Origin of the sequence: Streptomyces sp. NPDC048441 (genome assembly GCF_043200235.1) — a bacterium.
In the GTDB taxonomy this organism is placed as follows: domain Bacteria; phylum Actinomycetota; class Actinomycetes; order Streptomycetales; family Streptomycetaceae; genus Streptomyces.
The window spans coordinates 60,162-80,794 of the sequence record NZ_JBICXM010000008.1; the positions used below are offsets into that span (position 1 = coordinate 60,162).

A 20,633-nucleotide genomic window follows, 5' to 3' on the forward strand; every position below is an offset into this window, starting at 1 on the left:
CGTCCCGTCTCCTCAACACTCTGCCTGGCTCAGCCGCCGGACCGCGTCCGCGCTCAGCGATCCCCGGTCCGTCTTGCCGTTGGCGGTCAGCGGAAGGTGCTCGACCGGCCACATCCATGTGGGCAGCATGTAGCCGGGCAGTTGCTCCGCGAGCCGCTCCCTGACCGTCGCCGTGTCCAGCCGTGGCTCGTCGGACGAAGCCCCGGCCACCGTGACGAACGCGGCGAGGACCGGCCCGTCAGAACCCTCGGCGAGCAGCACCGCGCAGGGGCTTCCCGCCACAGCCGTCAGGGCCTGCTCCACCTCGCCGAGTTCCACGCGGTAGCCCCGCACCTTGACCTGCTGGTCCACCCGGCCCAGATGTACCAGGCCGGCCCTCGCGTCCCGGCGCAGCAGATCGCCGGTGCGGTACCAGGTCGCGCCGTCCCGTGCCACGAACCTGCCCTGATTCTGGTCCTGTTCGAGGTAGCCCGAGAACATCTGTGGCCCCGTGACGCAGAGTTCCCCCTGCTCGGGGTGGGGCTCGCCGTCCGCACCGAGCAACATCGCGGCGAGCTCCTGGTGCGGTTCTCCGACCGGCACGGTGCCGCCCTCGTACTCCGGCGGCCAGGGCGCGTCGGCGTCGACGGCCCATCGGTACGCGGTGCAGGCCACCGTCAGTTCGGTGGGGCCGTAGAGGTTGTCGAGCACCGAGGACGGTGCCGCGCGGCGCCAGGAGCGGGCTGTGGTGGTGTGCAGGGGTTCTCCGCAGAAGACCGAGTAGCGCAGGCCCCCGAGGTCACCCGGCCGCAGTCCGCCGCGCCGTGTCACGGCGGCGGCCAGGCTCGGCGTCGCCGTCCACACGGTGATGCCGTGGGCACTCACCCAGCGGGCCGGGTCCAGGGCCTGTAGCCGGGTCAGTACGCGCAGGCGCGCGCCGCTCGACCAGCAGGGCCAGACTTCGAACACGGAGAGGTCGAAGGTGAGGTCGTAGACCTGGCTGAAGCAGTCGCCGGGGCCGAGTTCGTAGCGGGGCAGGGTGGCGCACAGGAACGCGTCGACGTTGCGGTGGCTGATCGGCACCCCCTTGGGGCGGCCCGTGGAGCCCGAGGTGAACAGGACGTAGGCCGCGTCGTCGGAGCTGCGCCCGGTGTCCGGGTACGCCTCGGCTCCGTTCTCGGGCAGGGGCGGCACATGGGGCAGGGCGGGCGCCACCAGCGGTGCGTCGTGCCCCACGGCCGCGTGGAGTGACGCGCACTGGTCGGCACCTCCGGCGTCCACCACCAGGGCGTCGACGCCCGCCGCCGCGGCGATGGCGAGGTTGCGGACGAGCGGAGCCTCGGTGCTGAGCGGCACCGCCGCCGCACCCGTGTACAGGGCGGCGAGGAATCCCGCGTACGCCTCCACGCTCTTGCCCGCGAGGATGCCGACCCGGCGCGGCCGGTGCCGCGCGCTCAGCGCGGCGGCGTACCGCCGTGCCGTGCGGTCGAGCTCGATGTAGCTCCACTCCCGGTCGTGGATGAGCAGGGCCGCGCCCGAAGGGTTGCGCGCAAGACCCTCACGGAACCAGTCGTCGAGCAGCCGGGGCGTCGCGGACGCCTCCCGCGATGTGGCCGACCCGCCGTGGGAGAGCGCCGACGGGAGGCTCATGACGCGGCCGGGCGGGCCGCGCGCAGGCCGGTCACCAGCGACCAGGTATGCGTGGCGGTGCGGAAATGGGCCGGTGTCATGTCCTGTGGCGGCACGCTGACGCCGTACGCGTCCTGCAGTACGCCGATCAGCGCGACCATGCCGATGGAGTCGAGGCCGTAGCCGGGCAGCGAGGCGTCACCGTCCAGGGGGGTGCCCTCGTCCAGGCCCGGCAGAAAGCCGCGCAGGATGTTCTCGAAGTCCGCGTCCCAGCCGCCTGAAGTCATGGCGGGGATGCTAGGAGCAGCAACCACGTGACCGGCGTGCAAAGTTGAGCAGGCCTCCAGAGTGGGAGGGGCCAGGATGGGACACCCACGCCCGCGCGCACAGGATGGGAAGCCCACGCCGCGCGCAGGCGTCCTGCCCTGCCGATCCGATCGGGAGCGATGAACGGATGCCACGGTCTGTCCTGATAGCCGAAGCCCACTCCCCCCTCGCGGCCCCCCTGCTCGATCTGCTCGACGACCCGAGCAGGGTGTGGTCCGCCGCGGACGATGACGGGTGGACCGCTGGTGGGCTGTGGTTCGTCGCCGGTACCGAGGGATGCTGTGCCGCGCCCGTGGAGGCGTTGACCGCCGTGCGGCGGACCGGCGTCACGGAGGTCAACTACGTTGTTCCTTCAGGGAACTTGCCGGGCGCTGGAGAGGAGCGGGAGCTGCGAGCGGCCTGTGCCCGCGAGAGCCTGCCCCTGCGGGTCTTCCTCGTGCCGACGCTGCTCGGCGCCGCGGCCCCGCGCCGAAGCCCGGCCCCTGAGCGGAGCAGGGACAGGGGCGGGCTGCTCGGCTTCCTCGATGTCCTGCACGCCCTGCTCCTGGAGACGGCGGAGCGTGACCCGGACCACTTCGCCCGGGTGCCGCTGGGTCTGCTCGACCCGCCCGACGCTCAGGTGCGGCCGGTCGCCGCGGAGCGGGCGGCGGCCCTGATGACGGCGGTCGCACGGCGCCCCGACACCTTCGCCGCGCGGCACTTCGTCGGTCCCGTGTCGCCGTCCACGGCCGGCGAACTGACCCGCCTCATCGGCGAGGTGTACGGAGTACGCCTTGAGCACACCCATGACACCGGCGCTCAGGACCCGCTGTCGCGCCGCCTCGCCGACCGGCTCGCCATGCTGGCTCCGTACTCCAGCGAGAAGCCCGCGGCCGACTACCTGCGCACCCACGAACTGGCGGGCCTCGACCCCGAAGAGACCGCTCTGGACGAGGTCGGCCTGCGTACCCGGCTCTCGGTGGTGGCACGCGAGCAGCTCGCCTCGACCCGGGCGGCACGCGACCGGGCACCCCGGGTGTGGTCCACCCTGCGCGAGTCGGTCTGCGCGTCGGCGGGGGCACCCTTCACCTTCCACGAGGCCGGTGACACCACATCGAAGACCGCACCCCTGGTGCTGCTCAACGCACTCGGCCAGGGACTCGACTTCTGGGAGCGGCTGATCGAAGCGCTCGGCGCGGACCATCGCATCGTGATCTGGGAACCGCGCGGACACGTCGAGGCACCCGGACTCGCGGACCACGCGCGCGACCTGTGCGCCGTCCTGGACACGGCGGGCATCGACTCCTGTCATCTGGTCGGCTGGTGCACCGGCCCCAAACTCGCGCTCGAGTTCCACCGCCGCCGCCCCGGGGTGGCCCGCTCCATGGTGTTCCTCAACGGTTCGTTCCGGCTGACCGACGCGGAGCCCGACCTTGACACCGCCTACGAGCGCAACCTGGGCCATCTGTCCCGCACGGTCAGTCAACACCCCGAGTCCGCAGGGATGTTGATGCGGATGTTCACCTCGCAGGACGGCACGACACAGGACGGCACGTCACAGGACGCCACCGAGCCGACCGCCGATGTGCTGTCCGGGGCGAGCCCGCTCTTGGACCGGGCCGTACGCCGGCCTTTCGCCGACGAACAGCGACTCATCTCCTACGCGAGTCAACTCGCCGACTTCTGGCGGCAGGACGCGCTGCGGGACGCCGAACAGGTGCACGTCCCCCTGCTCTTCATCGGCGCGGAGCGCGACGACATCGTCTCCCCGGAACGGTTCCGCCGCGCCGCGTCCCGCTTCCCCCGCAGCCGCTATGTCCCGGTGTCCGGCTCCGGGCACTACGTCCTCTTCGACCGACCCGAACTCATCGCCCAGTTGATCAGGGACTTCGTGCGGACATGACGCACACCGTCCCCCGGCGACCCGACAACGAACGGAACAGGTGGCCCATGTCGCAGCCCGCCCCCAGCACCTCTCAGCACGGAGCCTTCAAACGCCTCGCCGGTTCGTACGACAGCCTGCGCGGCGGCGGCGACCGCGGGGCCCAGGCCGCCGCGGCGCTACGGCCGCATGTGGTGCCGGGCGCCGTGGCGGAGGTCGGGGCCGGTACCGGGGCGGTGGCGGCGGGGCTCGCGGCGTACGGGCACCACGTCGTCGGCGTCGATCTGTCCCGCCCGATGCTGGAGCGCGCCCGCGAGCGGCTGGCGGGCCGCCTGCTCCAGGCCGACGCGCAGCGGCTGCCCTTCGGTGACGGCTCCCTGGGCAACGTCGTCTTCGCGCACGCCCTGCATCTGGTGGGCGACATGACGTCGGCACTCGTCGAGTCGGCCCGGGTGCTGCGGCGCGGGGGACGGCTCCTCGCCCTGCACGGCGAGCCCTTCGCGGAGCGGGACGACGTCGTGGACGCGCTGGCCCCGCTCACGGAACTCAAGCCGCCGCGCCCCGACACCGTCGACGGCCTTCGGGAGGCCGCGGGGCGGGCCGGACTGCGGATGGTGAGCAGTGCCCCCGTGGTGGAGTACGCGAGCGACATCAAGCCCGAGGCGTTCCTCGAAGTCGTCGCGACCCGCCAGCCCCCGTACCTGTGGAACGTCGACGAGCCCACCTGGGAGCGAGTGGTCGAGCCGGTGCTCGACGCCCTGCGGTCACTGCCCGAACCGGCCCGCCCCCGAAGCCAGCGCTGGTACGCGCACTGCACCGTCCTCGACAAGGAGTGAGACCGGCGAGGAGGGGGGCCGGGGTGGCGGGGACGGATCAGGATCAGCAGGGCAGCATCTCGAAGGAGACGGCGGGCCGTCCGCCGAACCGCTCACCGGTCTGCCGCGCGATGGTGGTGAAGGCGCCGCGTACGTCGAAGCCCGGCATGTTCAGGCCTTCGATGTACGCGCGGTGCGCCTGGAGGGAATCGATACCGGCCTCCAGGGAGTCCGTGACATCCACCGCATGGGTGGGGTTCGGCGAATTGGCGACCGCCAGATACCTGACGCCCTGCCAGGGATCCAGTTCGGAATCCGGGAAGATCCAGCGGTTGCCCGCGTCGCCCACGGCGTCCAGAACGGCCCGCCCCACGTGCCGGTGGTCGGGCGTGTTCAGACGGCCGCTGGTGAAGTACTCGTGGTGGTTAAAGGAAATCACCAACTCCGGGCGATGGCGCCGGATGGCGGCGGCGATGTCGCGGCGCAGCGGGAGGCCGTACTCGATGACGCCGTCACCGAAGCCGAGAAACTCCACCGTCTTCACGCCCACGATCGCCGCACTCGCACGCTGTTCGGCCTCGCGCACCGGTGCGGCCTGTTCCGGTGCGAGCCCGTCGATTCCGGCCTCGCCCCGGGTCGCGAGTACGTAACTCACCGACTTGCCGTGTGCGGTCCAGCTGGCGACGGCACTCGCGGCGCCGAATTCCATGTCATCGGGGTGCGCCACGACGGCCAGCGCCCGCTCCCAGTCCATCGGCATCTGCGACAGGTCTTCAGTCATAACATGGGAGGTTATCCACCGTATCGGAATCCGGCATGCTCACTATTGAGCATGGGTGCACATCTCCCGACTGAACTGCTGTTTCGCGTGGTTCGGGGACGAAGGAAATCGAAGACGGCTGAAAAATGGCCACTCCATTGAGTTCTCCGCAGCCGATGCGGAAGAATCCGCAGGGAGCAAATCGACTCGCACGGAAGGATTCACATGAGTTCACTCGCCACCGGCGTATTGAAGTGGGACCCCTGGAAACCGGAGCCCTTCGATGTGGCCGAGGCAGGTCCCGCGCTCATGAGGGGCAGCGTGACCAATCACTACACCGGGAACCTCGAGGCGGTGGGGCAGGCGGAGACGCTGATCTCCGGGCTGGCGGACGGCACGAGCTCCATGGTGGCCGTCGAGCGCGTCAGCGGGAGCCTCCACGGACGCACCGGCACCTTCGTCATCCAGCTCACCGGCACCATCAAGGGCGGTGTGGCCAAGGTCGACTGGAAGGTGATCCCCGACTCGGGCACCGGGGATCTCACCGGCCTCCAGGGCGAGGGCGGCTACACCACGGCCGACATGGGGACCGACGGGCAGGCCGAAGTGCGCCTCGAGTACACACTCGGCTGACGCGACGGCCGAGGGGCCTGTGCCGCGCTCAGGAGCGCGGCACAGGCCCCTCGGCCGTGTGGGGGGGCGGTTGTCAGCGGGTCGGGTCAGAGGGCGGACCAGTCGGCAGGGGTGAGCAGGGTGTCGTGCGTACTGCCCTGGACCATGATCCGGTCCCAGGCTCCGCCGCCCTTGTCCATGGAGATCCAGTCCTGGATGTACGACGCACGCGGAGCGTCGGCGTCCGTCCGGGCGTCGAGGCCCATCATCAGGTAGAAGGTGTCGAGGGAGCGCATGTGGATCAGCATGTGCAGCCGGTCCATGTGCCCGAAGGCCTCCTCGTAGAGGAAGACCGAGGAGTGGCCGTTCATGCTCAGGTTGTTGTTCTCGGCGACGGTACGGGCGAACACCCGCGCCTCGGCCCGGAATTCGTAGGTGGCCTCGGCCGCCCGGTGCATGATCACTCCGGCGTTGCCCGAGTGCACCGTCAGCTCGTCCGGCAGGGAGGTCTGTGCCTGCGCCGGCTCCACCTCGAAGCGCATCTGCGCGCCCTCGGGGACGACCGGGCTCACGGACGGGTCCTGGGCCATCGCCTCGGTCGCCGTACCGAACATCCCCCAGCGGTGCGGAAGCAGCACCGTTTCCGACACGCTCCCCGGCAGGAAGAGCTCCGGCCAGTTCCGCGCCTGGGCCCGCCCGAGGACGCCGTTGCTCGGACCGTCCGGCGCGCCGCCAGGCCCCATCCTGACCAGGGCCGGGTAGTCGGCGAGGGAGTTCAGGTGCAGGAGCCAGTGGATCCGGTCCCGGGTACCGAAGGTGTCCTCGTAGACGAATACGGTCGCCAGGTCGGAGTGCTTGGCGTTGATGTGATCGGCCTGCTCCCGGATCGCGCGGCGGGCCGCCGCGCTGTCGCCCGAGGCCAGCTGCGCCTTGCGCCACACCAGCGCTCCGGCGCTCGCCGAGTGCAGGAACTCCTCGCTCCTTCCGTCCAGTTGACGCTGGGCACAAAATATCGGCTGGTCCATGTGGTCTCTGTTCTCCTCACCCGCTGGACGAGGTGTACCGGAGCACCGAGGCGGCGCCCGACATCAGTACGTCCGCGATCGTGTCGACGTGACGGTCGCGCCACTCCTCCAGGGCGCCGCCGCGTACGGTTCGGTTGAAGGCGCCCATCGCGGGGCCGCAGTGGATCTGGTAGTTGGCGCGGCCCGCGGGGTCCCCGGACATCGCCAGGCGGCCGCTGCGCGCGAAGTACCACTTGAACGCGAGCGCCATCCGGGCGCGCGGATCGCGTTCGGCCCGCCGCACCACCTCGGGTCTGCCGGTGGCCAGGTAGTGGTTCCGGGTCTCCTCCCATACGTCGGCGAAGTCCCGCTGGAACACGCCGTTCTCCAGAGTGCGGCGGGTGCCCGGATCGATCTCGTCCCAGGAACGGTGGGCACGGTAGACCTCGTACAACTTGTTCGCCCTGGCCGCGAAGAGGGTGCCCTTGCGCACCACTTGGACGCGGGCACCGATCTCGAACATGTCACCGGCCGGCGCGTAGGCGGTGTCCGGTACGTCGAGGGTGGCCAGCAGGTCCTTGACCTGTTCGGACGTCCCGGCCTCCACCGAGCACTGGTTGACGGAGCCGGTCAGGACGAAGTCGGCGCCGAGGACGAACGCCGCCGCGACCGCCTCCGGGGATCCGAGGCCGCCGCTCGCCCCCACCCGGATGCGCCGCGGGAAGCCATGGGCGCGCATCGCGTCATCCCGCAGCCGGGTCATCACCGGCATCAGCGCGAGCGCGACGCCGCCGTCGGTGTGGCCACCCGAGTCCGCCTCCACACAGACGTCCCCGGCCACGGGCAGCCGGGCGGCTGCCGCGGCCTCCGCCTCGGTGAGCCGGCCCGCCGCGACGAGCCTGTCGAGCAGGGCGGGCGGCGGGGGGCGCAGAAAGGCCTCGGCGACCTCCGGGCGCGACACCTTCGCCACGATGTGCCGCGCCGCGACGGGAACGCCGTCGGGGCCGAAGCGGGCACCGGTGAAGCGGAACCACACGACGGGTTCGGTGACGTCGAGGTGCCCGGCCACCTCCACGAACCGCACGCCGTGGCGCAGGAACAGCCGAACCGTCTCCTCCTCCTGCCGTGGGTCGTCCAGGTCGCGCAGCAGGTTCATCCCGAAGACGCCGTCCCTGCCCAGCTGTTCACCGAGGCTCACCACGGCCTTCTCCACGTCGTCCAGGGCAAGCCCGCCCGTTCCGAAGAAGCCGAGCAGTCCGGCATGGCCGAGCCTGGCCACCATGTCGACGGAGGCGATCCCCTGGTACATCGCGCCCGCCGCATAGGCATAGCGGATGTTGTAGTCCTCGCGGAACTCCGCGGATCCCAGGGTGTGCGGCCCCTCTCGCCCGGGAGCCGACGGGGGCTGCGGAGCCTGCGGGACCTGTGCGTCCGGCAGGCCCGGCCCGGCCTCCCGGTCCAGTTCGCGCCGGGTCTGTGCCCATAGGCTCGTCAGGGTTCCCTTGGGGCCGACCTCCTGTACGTGACGCACTCCGCGCCCGTACAGCTCCCGCATGATGGCGTACCACCGCACGGGGCTGCGCATCTGCTCGCTGAGCACGGCGGCCGCCCCGTCCGGCGGGTAGGGCGCGCCGGAGCTGCCCGCGAGGACGGGAATCCGGGGCGGTGCGAAGTCGACGCGTCGAAGGTGCGCGGCGAATTCCGCGGCGGCGGCCTCCATGTGACGGGAGTGGAAGGCACCGCTGACCTTCAGCGGCACACAGCGCGTGCCGTCCCGCCCGCCGAGCGCCTCGGCCGCCAGGGCGATCGGGGCGGCCGGTCCTGAGAGTGCCGTCTGCGTACGGGAGTTGTAGTTGGCGACCTCGACCTCGGTGAGCCCGCGGTCCGCGAGTACCTCGGCCACCTGCTCGGCGGTGGGGCCGAGGACGGCGAGCATGGCGCCCCCGTCGGCCCGCGCCATCAGCTCGGCACGCCGGTTCACCAGGTGCAGGCCGGTGGCGAAGTCGAAGCACCCGGCCGCGTGCAGGGCGCCGATCTCACCGAGACTGTGCCCGGCGAGGACGTCCGGTTCCGGTTCGCTCTCGCGCAGCCGCAGCAGGCTGAGCACGGAGACGACGTACAGAGCCGGTTGCGCGTACCGGGTGCGCGCCAACAGGTTCTCGGGGTCGTCGAGGCACAGTTCGCGCACCGAGCGGCCGAGGATCTCGTCGGCGGTGGCGCAGAGGTCGGGGTAGTCGTCGAAGAGGTCCGCGCCCATGCCCTTGCGCTGGGCGCCCTGCCCGGGAAAGACCCACGCGATCATGCCGGTGAGCTGTCCGCCGGCATCTGGAAGGGCGCGAGCAGGGTGTCCTCGATCGACCCGTCCACGAAGGCCTGGCCCCAGCCCCCGCCGCCCTTGGACTTCGGCACCCAGGGGCGTTCGAACAGGTCGGCGTACTCCTTGTCGTGTTCCGCGAGGCGGCGCACCCGCTCCCAGTCCTCGAAGGAGCGCAGGTGGATCAGCCAGTGCAGGTGGTCCATGCGCCCGAAGGTCTCCTCGTAGAGGTACGAGGTGACGGCTCCCGGGAACGTGCGGTTGATGTGGTTCTGCCATGCGAAGGCGAAGGCCCGTGCCTCGTTGCGCAGCCGGTGCTTGGCCTGTGCGACGCGGTGCACCACCAGGGGCGCGCTGGCTGTCGTGAGCTGCTGCTCCACCGGGAGTTCGACCTGGTGGGAGGCGGGTTCCACCCAGGTCTCCTGGGGCGCGTGCTCCTCCTCGTGATCCTCGGGTCCGCCGTGCTGCGGGACCAGGCACCGGTCCCGCATCGTCGACTCGACGACCGCCTTCGCCCAGTCGCCTTTGTCGTTCTCGTCCTCCACCCGGTCGGACTCGAGCAGGTCGATCATCGCCGCGTCATGGTCGACCATTTCCAGGCTGAGCGCGTAGTCGACGGGCGACTTCCAGTTGATGAAGAAGTGCACGCGGTCGTGACGGCCGCAGACCTCCTCGAAGTACAGGAAGGAGGCGCCGTTGAGGTCCGCCTGGTTCATGAAGCGCGCCATCTCGCTCGCGAACAGCTGGCCGTCACGGCGGTGCTGGTAGGTGAACTGCGCGGTCCTCCAGACCACGAAGCCGGCGTTGCCCGAGTGCAGCATCTTGTCCTCTGCTGTGGCCGACTGGTGTGAGGCGGGCCGCAGCAGAGGGTGGGACGACTGACCGCTGGCGCCGATGCTGTCAGGTTTCAAGGCGACTCCTTGTTCCGCTCGCGACTCCGACAGCACCGGACGCTACGGCGCCCGGTCCGGGCAGTCTGCGCAACTTTGAGCGCGCCGCCCGCCTCCGGTTACTGGTCGGAGGCAGGTGCCGTGGTGTGCTCCGCGACGGCTTCCGGCTGCTCGGCCGGAGCCTGCGGCCGCAGTTCCTTCAGGAAGAGCGACGTCCCGAAGGCCAGCACGGCGAACGGAACGGAGGCCAGGAACACATCGTCGATGGAGTCCGCGTAGGCCCCGGTCACGAAGTCCCGCAGGCCGTGTGCGAGGCCCTTGATGGCCTCCACGTCGTTGGCGTCGACCCGGGTGGCGCCTGCCGCCTCGGGGCCGTCCGCGAGATGGTGGGCGAGCCTGACGCTGAGCACCGCACCGAGCACAGCGGTGCCCACCGCGGCGCCCATCCGCTGGAAGAAGTTGACCGAACCGGTCGCGACTCCGATCTCCTTGGGGTCGACCGAGTTCTGCACCGCGGTGATGATGGTCTGCATCGTGGCCCCGACACCGCCGCCGAAAACGAAGCTGATCAGGGCGAACTCCCAGTACGGGGTGTCCGTGTCGAGCAGCGCGAGCAGCAGCGACGCGACGACGACGACCGCGGAGCCCGCCACCGGGAAGATCTTGTACTTGCCCGTCTTGCTGATCATCGCGCCCGACACCATGGACGTCAGGCCGATGCCGACCATGGCAGGCAGCATGGCGAGCCCGGCGCGCACGGGCGACATCCCTTGCACCGCCTGGAGATACACCGGCAAGTAGACGGTGCCGCTGAACATCGCCGCACCGGACATGAAGCTGAACACCATGGCCATGCTGAAGACCTGGTTGCGGAACAGCGACATGGGGATGATCGGTTCGGCCGCGCGGGGCTCGACCCAGAGCAGGATCGCGGTGAAGACGGCGAAGGCGGCGAGGAGCAGGAGCGCGCGAGCGTCCGTCCAGCCGAACTTGTCCCCGGCCCAGTCCACGTAGAGGAGCAGCGACGTGACGACGGCGACGACGAGGGCCGCACCGACGTAGTCCACACGATGCTCTCTGCGGACCTTCTCCAGCTTCAGCACCAGCGTCGTGATGATCAGCGGCGCGAGACCCACCGGGACGTTGACGTAGAAGATCCACCGCCAGCCGGGCCCGTCGGCGAGCCAGCCGCCGACCAGCGGTCCGGCCACGCTGGAGATCCCGTAGACGACCACGAAGTAGCCCTGGTAGCGGCCGCGCAGCTCGGGCGGGACGATCGCACCGATGATGGCGAGCGCGAGGGCGTACAGACCACCGGCGCCGATTCCCTGCACCGCCCGGAAGATCACGAGCTCGGTGATGTTCTGGGACGCGCCGCACAACGCGGAGCCGATGATGAAGATGCCGATGGCTGCCTGAAATGTCTGCCGACGCCCGTAGAGGTCGGAGAATTTTCCCCATAAGGGTGTTGCTGCCATAGAAGTGAGGAGATATCCGGTGACTACCCAGGCAAGGCCGTTGATTCCACCGATATCGCCGACAATGCGCGGCAGGGCGGTACTGACGATCGTCTGGTCGAGCGCGGAGAGAAGTACGCCCGCAAGGACGCCCACGACGACCAGGCGGATCTGCCGGAGGGAGAGGGCATCCGGCCCTCCTCCCGGCTGCGTCGCCGTCGCTGCGCTCTCGTTCGTTCCGTCGGCCATGCCTCAGTACTCCTCATTCCACGTCGGCGGCGAAGGGTGACTTCATTCGACAGTGATGGCGTGCGCAGCCGGAAACATCCAAGCCACGCACGCGATCATTCTTCGCCACTGTGACGCCATGCTCGACCGAAATCGACAGGTCACGAGGAAATGGCGAATTCAAGCGGATTCAAATCGCAGCTCGAGCACGGAGGCAATGATTCCGTTTTCCTCGGTTTCCGGCTCGAATTTGTTTCTGGCCTGCTCGGTCGACTCGGGCGGCGACAAATCCGGAGCCGCGGTCGATGCAGTACGCACGGAAGACTTGGCAGTTATTTGACTGTCCTTGGCAGGTATCTCGGCCGTCCGCCCCTCGCGCTCCAGCCATAGACGCCGCCGCCGGAAGGCGGGCGCGGGCCGCGGCAGCCGGGCCGCCCCCGCTGCCGCGCCGGGTGCCGCCTCGCCCACCACCACGTGGGCGTTGGTTCCCCCGAAGCCGAAAGAGCTCACCCCCGCCAGGCGCGGACGGCCCTCGGGCCAGGGCGTGAGCCGGGTCACCGGCCGCAGGGGCGAACTCCCGAAGTCGAAGCGGGGGTTGGGGCGGTCGCAGAACAGCGTCGGCGGGATCTCCCCGCGGCGCACCGCGAGGACCGCCTTGATCAGCCCTGCCGCGCCCGCCGCATGCATGAGGTGGCCCATGTTCGACTTCACGCTGCCGATGAGGCAGTTCCCCGGGGCCGGGCTGCCACCGTCGTCGAACGCATCGGTCAGGGCGCGCAGTTCGATCGGATCCCCGATCATGGTGGCCGTGCCGTGCGCCTCCACCAGACCCATCTCACGAGGGTCACGCCCCGCCTCGCTCAGGGCGCGGCGCACCACCGCCGACTGTGCCTGCGGGTTCGGTGTCGTGATGCCCATCGTGCGGCCGTCGTTGTTCATGGCCGAGCCCTCGATCACCGCATGGATCCGATCACCGTCCCGCACCGCCGCCGCAAGGGGCTTGAGGAGGAGCAGGCCGCACCCCTCCCCCGGCACGAATCCATCGGCGCGCTCGTCGAAGACGTGTGAGCGGCCCGACGGGGACAGCGCCCTGGCCACGCTGAACTCCCGGTAGGGCGCGTCGTCCAGGAGCACCGAGACGCCCCCGGCCAGGACGAGGTCGGCATCGCCGAGCCGCAGCGCCTGGCCCGCCAGGTGCACCGCCGCGAGCGAAGAGGAACACGCCGAGTCCACCACGAGGTTGGGGCCGCGCATATCGAAGTGATGGGCGACCTGGGCGGCCAGGAAGTTGGGGTCGGAGTGCAGGGTCCGCGGGCTCAGTTCGGCGCGCTGCGCGTACGAGGTGACCCGCCCCCCGAGGTACACGCCGACCGCGCCGCCCGCCAGTTCCGCGGGGTCGTAGCCCGCGTCGGCAAGACACTCGGCGGCGCACTCGAGCGAGAGGCGGATGGCCGGGTCGAGGAGGCGTGCCTCTTCCTCGGCGAGGCCGAAGTACTCCGGATCGAACTCCTCGATCCCCTCGACGAACCCACCCCATTTCCCGGTGATCTTCCCGGCCGCCGGGTCCGGGCTGTACAGCGCGTCCGTGTCCCAGCGCGAGCGCGCCACCTCGGTCACCGCGCAGCGGCCTTCCCTGAGCAGGCTCCAGTACGCATCGAGGTCGGCGGCCCCTGGGAAGCGGCAGGCCATGCCGATGACCGCCATCGCGGTGGACCGCGCCGCGGGGACGGGCGGCAGGGGGCGCCGCTCCTCCTCTCCGGTGGCCCCTGCCGTGGCCGCCCCGCCGGGTGCGGGGGCCTCCTCCGGCTCACCCGACGCGGCTTCCACCGGCATCAGTTCGCGCAGCCGCGCGGCCAGGCGGCGCAGGGTCGGGTGGTCGAGCAGCGTGCCCGGGTCGAGCCGGATCCCGGCCCGCTCCTCGATCGAAAGGACCAGCTCGCCGAGCATCACGGACTCCACACCGAGCTCGCTGAACTCCAGCTCTGCGCCGAGCTCCGCCGCCGGGATCCCGATCACCTCCGCGAACAGGTCCACCAGCCAGCCCGGCGGCTCGTCCGTGGGGCGCGGGTCGGGGGCCGCCGCACGGGGGGCCGCCGCACGGGGGGCCGGTGCCGGCCCGCCTGCCGCTTCCGTACTTTCGGCCTCCGCCTGGGCACCGCCGTCCCGCACCCGCAGCAGCGCCTCCGTGTCGAGGGTCGCGCCCACAGGCCGCCCCGGCAGGTACGCGTGACCTCCCGGCAGCGCGAGCACCTGCTCGAGAACCAGCAGCGCCTCGGCGTCATCGAGGGCGTCGAGTCCGTGCACCGCACCGGGGTTGGCCTCACCCGGCGCCGCGCCGCTCTCCCGCCACATGGGCCAGGCCACCGATCGCAGCGTGCTCGGGCCAGGCGGAGCCGACCTGGTGGCGAGCAGGTCGAGGGCGGCGTTGGCGGCCGCGTAGTCCGCCACTCCGGCTCCCACCCGAGGCACCGTCCCCGCGGCCGACGAGAACAGCAGGAAGAAGGCGAGCCGGTCGTCCTCGGTCAGCTCCACCAGGTCCCGCGCCACGTCGACCTTGGGCGCGAGCACCTCCCGTACGGACTCCGCACTCCGGCGGGCCAGCGGTCCCGGCCGCTCGGGCAGGCGTCCGGCGCAGTGCACGACTCCGCGCAGCGGGCCCAGGGAGCGGGCATCGTCGAGTGCTTCGGCGAGACCCGCACGGTCGGCGAGCTCACCGCGGCGCGCCAGGACCGTGGCGCCTGCGGCCTCAAGTGCCCGTACGGTCGCCACCGCCGCCGCCGCGGGCCCCGGCAGAACCGCGTCGCTCCACCGCGACCGCGGCGGCAGTGAGCGCGCGCCGAGCAGCAGCAGCTGTCGCGCGCCGCGCTCGACGAGGTGCCTGGCGACCCGGGCACCGACGCCTCTGGTCGCTCCTGTCAGTACGTAGACGGCATCGGGATCGAGGGTCAACTCCGCTTCGGGTACGGGCACTTCGGCGAGGTACGGGACATGGCGAAGGCCGTCGTCGTACCGCAGTTCGCCGTGGTTCCCGGGCGCCCGCCACGCCTCGAGGAGCTGAGCCGCGAGGTCCGCGGCCCGATGCGCGGGCACGTCCGTGCACAGCGTCGCGACCGACAGCGCTCGGTGTTCGGCGGCGACCGCCCGGACAAGCCCCGGCATCCGCACCTCGGCGGCCCGGTCCGTGGTCAGGTGCAGCAGTGTCGCCCCACCCTCGCGGCTCCCCGCCGCGCCGCCCCGCTGAGCGGTCAACACGGCCTGGATCACGGCGAGTCGGGTCCACCAGTCCCCTGAGTCCCCTGAGCCCGCCGGCTCCGCCGCGTCCGAGAGGTCCACGAGGTCGATGAGACCGACCGGCAGCGGGCAGCGGGCGAGGGCCCGGTCCACGACGGCGGACGGCTCCGTCACCGCCGTGGGGGACTCGTCGACGCGTACGACGATGAACTCCGCGCCCGGGGCCTGCTCAGCCAGCGCGCGCACGACGGGTTCGCCCTCCGCGCGGCAGAGACACAGCACGGGTCCGGCCGGAGCGGGCCGTGTGATGTCCGAAGCGGTGGGGCCGACCGCATCGAGGCGCCAGCGCTTCTCGTAGAGCAGGGGCTCCCTTGCGGCTCCGCCCAACTCGCCCCCGTCGGCCCCGTCGCCCTCGGCGCCCTCGGCCACAGCGGCTACCGGGCCCGACGCCACGGCGTCGACCGGCGCCTCGGGCACCCAGCAGCGTGTCCGCGCGAACGGGTAGTGGGGCAGCTCGACCAGGCGGCCCGTCCCGCTCCCCGGCACGCTCGCCCAGTCGATCTCCCCGCCCCGTACCCAGTGTTCGGCGTGGGCCTCGAGGTCGCCGCCGGCCCGCGGCGCGAGGCCCGCATCCCCGACGGGCGCTCGCCCTCTGGCCCCGCGGCTCGCCCCGCCCCGCGCGAACCGGGCCAGCTCATCACGGAGTTCGGCGAGGTCGCCGACGACCAGGGCGAGCCGTTCGCGCTGCGGCTCACGGCCCGTCCTGAGGGTGTGGGCCACGTCGCTCAGTCGCACGTCGGATGTACCGCGGAGCGCGGTGGCCCTGGCGATGCGGCCCGCGAGCGCGCGCAACCGGTCCTCGTCGGACGCCGAGAGCAGCACGAGACGCGGCCCGGCATCGGCGCTCTCCACGAAACCGGCACCGGCGCTCTCCAGGGAACCGGCACCGGCGGCGGACGCGCTGGAACCGAGGGGCCGCGCGAGGGGCTCCCGGTACTCCTCGACCACCGCGTGCGCGATGGTGCCACCGGCCCCGAAGGCGCTCACTCCGGCGCGGCGCGGTGCCCCGTCGACGGGCGCGGGCCAGTCGGCGCCCGTGCGCTGCACCCGGAACGGCGAACCGGCCCAGTCGATCTTCGGGTTGAGCTGCTCGGCGTGCAGGCTCGGCACCAGGCGGCCGTGCCGCAGTTGCAGAATGACCTTGCTCAGGCCCGCCATCCCGGCGGCGGCCTCCGTGTGCCCGATGTTGGACTTGACCGAGCCGATGGGCACCGACCCGACGGCGCGGCGCGCTCCGCCGGCCGCGAAGGCCCGCGAGAGGCCCTCCAGCTCCAGCGGGTCGCCCAACTCCGTTCCCGCGCCGTGGGTTTCGACATATCCGATCCCGGCCGCTTCGACGTCGGCGTCCGCCAGCGCCCTGCTCACGAGGGTGCCCTGCGCCACCGGATTCGGCACCAGATATCCGTTGGTCCGGCCTTGGTGCACCAGGGACGTGCCGCGCACCACCGCGTGGATCCGGTCGCCGTCGGCCACGGCGCGGCTCAGCGGCTTGAGCAGTACCGCCCCCACCCCTTCCGACACGACGATGCCGTCGCCGCCTGCCGCGAAGCTCCGGCAACGGTGGTCGGAGGAGAAGGCGTTGAGCCGGCTCATCTGGACGAATTTGTTCGGGTGCAGGGACAGGTTGACCCCGCCGACGAGAGCCGCTTCGCACTCTCCCGCCCGCAGGGCGCGTACCGCGAGGTGGAGGGCGGCAAGCGCCGATGAGCACATCGTGTCCACCGTGAGGCTGGGGCCCGTGAGGTCCAGGAAGTGCGAGACACGGTTGGCGACGTCCCCCACGGAGTTCCCGCTGTCCTGCCGCGTTCCTGTGATCCCCTGCTCGACCCCGAAGAAGGCGTAGTCGCTGTACATGGCTCCGGCGTAGACGCCGACACCGCCCGGGTGCACCTCGCGCAGACGACGGTGCGTGTAGCCCGCGTCCTCCAAGGTCTCCCAGGCCACTTCGAGGAAGACCCGCTCCTGCGGGTCCATCCGGGCCGCGTCGCGCGGAGTGATGCGGAAGAGCCTGGCGTCGAAGCAGTCCACGTCCGGCAGGTAACCGCCCCACATCAGGTCGGTGGGCCAGTGGGCCCTCGCCCGCTCCGCCGGGATCGGCCCCGTCGCCTCGTGGCCCGCCTCGAGCTCTCCCCAGAAACGTGTCATGTCCTGCGCACCGGGGTAGCGCCCTGCCATGCCGATGACGGCCATGGCCTGGCCCGCCCCGGCCCGGGATGTGCCGGTGGCGACGGGCACCGTGGGCCGGAGGGGTTCGGGCGTGCGCGCGTTCAGCCGGGTCAGCTCGGCGGCCGCCGAGCCGAGGTCACGGCACTCGAAGAACAGCGTCGCCGGCACCGTCCCGTAGTGCTCGCCGAGCCGCCGCGTCAGCTGGACGATCAACGCGGAGCTGAGGCCGTACTGTTCCAGCGGCACCCCTGGGTGCACCTGGTCGACCGGTATCCCCGATATCTCGGCGAACAGGTCACGGAGCCAGTCCCCCGCCTCGGCAGGAGGTTCCCCGGGCACGGCGGAAGGCTCGTCCGGCGCCGCGGTACCGCCGGGGAAGGGGTACGTCGGCAGGTGCACCCGCGAGCCGCCGTCGGGCCACAGGCGTTCCCACTCCACGTCGCCGCCGTCGAGCCAGATCCCGGCCGCCTCCTCCTGCGTACGCGGCACATCGCCGCCCGCTGGGACGGGTTGGGGGACGACGGCCGTCCGCACATCGGGGTGTCCACTGCCGCCGAGGAAGGCATCCAGTCCCACGGCGAGTTCACCGAGGTCGGCGCAGAGGACCGCGAGGCGGTGGGCCAGCGGCGTGCGTCCGGTCTGCGTGGTGAACGCCACGTCGGCCAGGGCCAGTCGGGAGCCCGTGCGCGGCTCCGTGCGATCCAGGTGCGCGCGCAGCCGCTGGGCCACCGCGCGCAGCTGCTCGGCGGATGCGGCGCTGCACAGGACGGCGTGGCGCGGCCCTGTCACCCGCCCCGACTGTGGCACCCCGGGCTCCTTCCGGGCCTCGCCGTGGACCCGCTCCTGCTCCTGCTCCTGCTCCCACAGCTTCGTCAGTACGCGCCCGGGGCCGAGCTCCACCAGCCGAGTGACCCCCTCTTCCCTGAGGTGGTCCATGCTCCGTGACCACAGCACCGGGCTGTACAGGTGACGGCTCAACAGGTCGGGCAGCTCGGCGAGGCGGTGCGGCCGCGCCGTCACATTGGAGATGATCGGCGTCCGGGGCTGCGAGAAGGCGGTCTCCCGCAGCAGCTCGGCGAACCGCTCCGCCGCCGGGCGCATATAACGGGAGTGGCCCGCGCCCTTCGCGTCCAGCAGTACACACTTGGCGGCGCCCGCGCCGCGCAACTCCTTCGCCAGCTCGCGGACGGACTCCGCGGGGCCCGAAAGGACCAGCTGCTGCCGGGAGTTCACGTTCGCGATGTCGATGTCGTCGCTGCTCCGCCCGGCCAGGATCGCGGCCATCCGCTCCTGCGAAAGGCCCACCACGGCGAGCATTCCGCCGCCCGGCACGGAGTCGAGGAGCTCGGCGCGGCGGTGGACCAGGCGCAGTCCCGTCTCGAAGTCCACACAGCCCGCCGCGACGAGCGCGTTGTACTCGCCGAGGCTGTGCCCCGCCAGATAGTCGGGGGGCGGTGCGGACAGGGAGTGGCTGAGGTGTGCGAACGCGTTCAGGGCGAAGAGCGCGGACTGCACTTCGGGCAGCCGGCGGTCAGGGTCACCGTCGGGCTGCAGCACGACATCCCGCAGGGGGCGGCCGATGACCTCTTCCACCCGGCGGCACAACCCCGGGAATTCATCTAGGAGTTCCACCCCCCTTCCCTTGCGCAGCGCGCCCTGCCCCGGAAACACCCATACGACGGTCATCGCTCTTCCTCTCCCGGCCGCCCCGCGCTCTGGCGCGGACGTTCCCGGTCCGTGGCGAACTGCGTGATGCGTGCGCGCGCCGCCGGTGCGGCGAGCAGCCGGGCGAGTTCCCCGACCGCGAGCTCCTCGTGGACGGTCGGGGGCACGGCCAGACGTCCGAAGTACCGCTTGATGTCACCGACGGTGGACTCCGGCATACGGCCCATCCGGAAGGCGAGCCGCAGGAGGGGGTCTCTGCCGTCCTCGTACCGCTCGTCCGCCAGGCCCCAGGAGCAGGCGGTCACAGCGTCCACGGGAAGCGTGGTCAGCGTCATCGCGTACGCGCGCTGGACGCCCACCCGGCGGATCAGGAAAGGCAGCACGACGCACGGCAGCAGGCCCCACAGCGCCTCCGGAAGCGCGAAGGCGGCACGGTCGGACACCTGCACCACATCGCAGGCCGCGGCCAGTCCGACACCCCCGCCGAGCGCCTGTCCGTCGACCGTGGCCACGGTCAGCCGGGGAATCGTCGTCAGCCTGGCGAGCAGCGCGTGAAAAACTCGGGCCGACTCCCGTACATCGGCGTCGGTGTTGTCGTCGGTGCCGGTGTTGTCGTCGTGGGCTGCGGCGAGCGCCTCCGTGAAGTCGAGGCCGGTGCAGAACGTGCCTTCCTGCCCGCGGATCTGGATGATGCGGCAGTCCGCCGCCGCCTCCGCCTCGTCGAGCGCACGGCCGAGCTCGGCCAGCAGGTCGGCGCCGAGCGTGTTGCCATCGGCGGGGCGGGTCAGCGTGATCCGGGTGATGCGGCCCAGGTGCTCCACCTGGGCATGGGTGCGGCGCGCCATCAGTACGCGCCCTTCAGGTCCAGCGGCGCGGGCCGGGTGCCCCACAGCGCCCTGTCCAGTTCCTCCTTGACCGCCGCCGCCACGTCGCCGGGGGCTCCGTCGAGGTAGAAGTGGCCGCCGCGGAAGACCCGCAGGCCGAAGGGGCCCGTCGACACCCGCCGCCACTCGGTCATCTGCTCGGGCGTCACCTCGGGGTCGTGCTGCCCGGTGAACGCCGTCACCGGGCAGTCGAGCGGCCCACCGGGCAGCGGCCGGTACGTCTCGTTGAGCGCGAAGTCGCCGCGCAGCGCGGGCAGGAACAGCTCGAGCAGCTCCGGCTGCCCGAGGAGTTCCGGCGGGGTGCCCCCTAGGTCGAACACGGCCTGTAGGAACTCCCGCTGGGGCAGCAGGTGGCGGGGCGGCCCGGCCGGGGGGCTGTAGGGGGACCTGCGCCCCGAGACCAGCAGGGCGCGGGGCGGCCCCACGGGATGCGCGGCCAGCCTGCGGGCGACCTCGTAGCCGACGGCGGCTCCCGTGCTGTGCCCGAGGATCGCGTACGGCCTGTCCGCCCACTCGGCGATCGCATCGGTGAGCGGCGGAAGCATCTCGGTCATGCTCCTGTACGGGGTTTCCCGCAGCCGCGCCTCGCGACCTGGCAGTACCACGGAGCAGACCTCGACATCACTGCCGAGCGCCGCCCGCCACGGCCGGAAGAATCCGGCGCCGCCACCCGCGTGGGGGAAGCAGAACAGCCGCAGTGCCGCGTCCGGCAGACCCGCTCCCGCGCTGACCCATGTTCCTTGCGCCACCG

13 protein-coding genes are annotated in these 20,633 nt (G+C 71.6%); 3 read left to right on the plus strand and 10 right to left on the minus strand.

Annotation, left to right across the window (positions count from 1 at the left end):
• Nucleotides 1–12 precede the first annotated feature (12 nt).
• Both ACGFSB_RS20965 and ACGFSB_RS20970 read right to left on the minus strand, forming a co-directional pair.
• Nucleotides 13–1,629, minus strand: coding sequence for an AMP-binding protein (locus ACGFSB_RS20965; protein ID WP_393401285.1), 1,617 nt, complete (start codon nt 1,627–1,629; stop codon nt 13–15).
• Complete coding sequence (locus tag ACGFSB_RS20970; RefSeq protein ID WP_393401288.1) at nt 1,626–1,895, minus strand: acyl carrier protein; 270 nt, start codon at nt 1,893–1,895, stop codon at nt 1,626–1,628. The genes ACGFSB_RS20965 and ACGFSB_RS20970 overlap by 4 nt, the downstream gene beginning before the upstream one ends.
• Nucleotides 1,896–2,062: 167 nt before the next feature.
• Between ACGFSB_RS20970 and ACGFSB_RS20975 the strand changes: the two genes are divergently transcribed.
• On the plus strand, nt 2,063–3,817 hold the full coding sequence (locus ACGFSB_RS20975) for an alpha/beta fold hydrolase (protein WP_393401291.1): 1,755 nt from the start codon (nt 2,063–2,065) through the stop codon (nt 3,815–3,817).
• A 47-nt stretch (nt 3,818–3,864) separates the two neighbouring features.
• Entirely contained in the window at nt 3,865–4,632 is a 768-nt protein-coding gene (locus ACGFSB_RS20980; protein ID WP_393401293.1) for a class I SAM-dependent methyltransferase, read from the plus strand.
• Between the two features lie 43 nt (nt 4,633–4,675).
• Here the strand turns inward: ACGFSB_RS20980 and ACGFSB_RS20985 are convergent, their stop codons facing one another.
• Nucleotides 4,676–5,392 carry a PIG-L deacetylase family protein gene (locus ACGFSB_RS20985; protein WP_393401295.1) on the minus strand — a complete coding sequence of 239 codons (717 nt, stop codon included), beginning with the start codon at nt 5,390–5,392 and terminating at the stop codon, nt 4,676–4,678.
• Between the two features lie 204 nt (nt 5,393–5,596).
• Here ACGFSB_RS20985 and ACGFSB_RS20990 point away from each other — a divergent pair, with 204 nt between their 5' ends.
• Complete coding sequence (locus ACGFSB_RS20990) at nt 5,597–6,004, plus strand: DUF3224 domain-containing protein (protein WP_393401298.1); 408 nt, start codon at nt 5,597–5,599, stop codon at nt 6,002–6,004.
• Between the two features lie 86 nt (nt 6,005–6,090).
• Here ACGFSB_RS20990 and ACGFSB_RS20995 read toward each other — a convergent pair whose 3' ends face one another.
• The 7 genes from ACGFSB_RS20995 to ACGFSB_RS21025 form a co-directional block, all read right to left on the minus strand.
• Nucleotides 6,091–7,008, minus strand: coding sequence for a DUF6039 family protein (locus ACGFSB_RS20995; protein WP_393401301.1), 918 nt, complete (start codon nt 7,006–7,008; stop codon nt 6,091–6,093).
• Between the two features lie 16 nt (nt 7,009–7,024).
• Nucleotides 7,025–9,289: an ACP S-malonyltransferase gene (fabD, locus tag ACGFSB_RS21000; protein WP_393401303.1), complete on the minus strand. Its 2,265-nt coding sequence runs from the start codon at nt 9,287–9,289 to the stop codon at nt 7,025–7,027.
• Entirely contained in the window at nt 9,286–10,212 is a 927-nt protein-coding gene (locus ACGFSB_RS21005; protein WP_393401306.1) for a DUF6039 family protein, read from the minus strand. Before ACGFSB_RS21005 ends, fabD begins: the two co-directional genes overlap by 4 nt.
• A 98-nt stretch (nt 10,213–10,310) precedes the next feature.
• A complete protein-coding gene (locus ACGFSB_RS21010) occupies nt 10,311–11,897 on the minus strand; it encodes an MDR family MFS transporter (RefSeq protein WP_393401309.1) in 1,587 nt (528 codons plus the stop codon).
• 159 nt (nt 11,898–12,056) lie between these two features.
• Nucleotides 12,057–19,019, minus strand: coding sequence for a beta-ketoacyl synthase N-terminal-like domain-containing protein (locus ACGFSB_RS21015; protein WP_393401311.1), 6,963 nt, complete (start codon nt 19,017–19,019; stop codon nt 12,057–12,059).
• Nucleotides 19,016–19,843, minus strand: a complete 828-nt coding sequence (locus ACGFSB_RS21020; RefSeq protein ID WP_393401314.1) for an enoyl-CoA hydratase-related protein — start codon at nt 19,841–19,843, stop codon at nt 19,016–19,018. The genes ACGFSB_RS21015 and ACGFSB_RS21020 overlap by 4 nt, the downstream gene beginning before the upstream one ends.
• On the minus strand, nt 19,843–20,631 hold the full coding sequence (locus ACGFSB_RS21025; RefSeq protein WP_393401317.1) for a thioesterase II family protein: 789 nt from the start codon (nt 20,629–20,631) through the stop codon (nt 19,843–19,845). Before ACGFSB_RS21025 ends, ACGFSB_RS21020 begins: the two co-directional genes overlap by 1 nt.
• Nucleotides 20,632–20,633 lie beyond the last annotated feature (2 nt).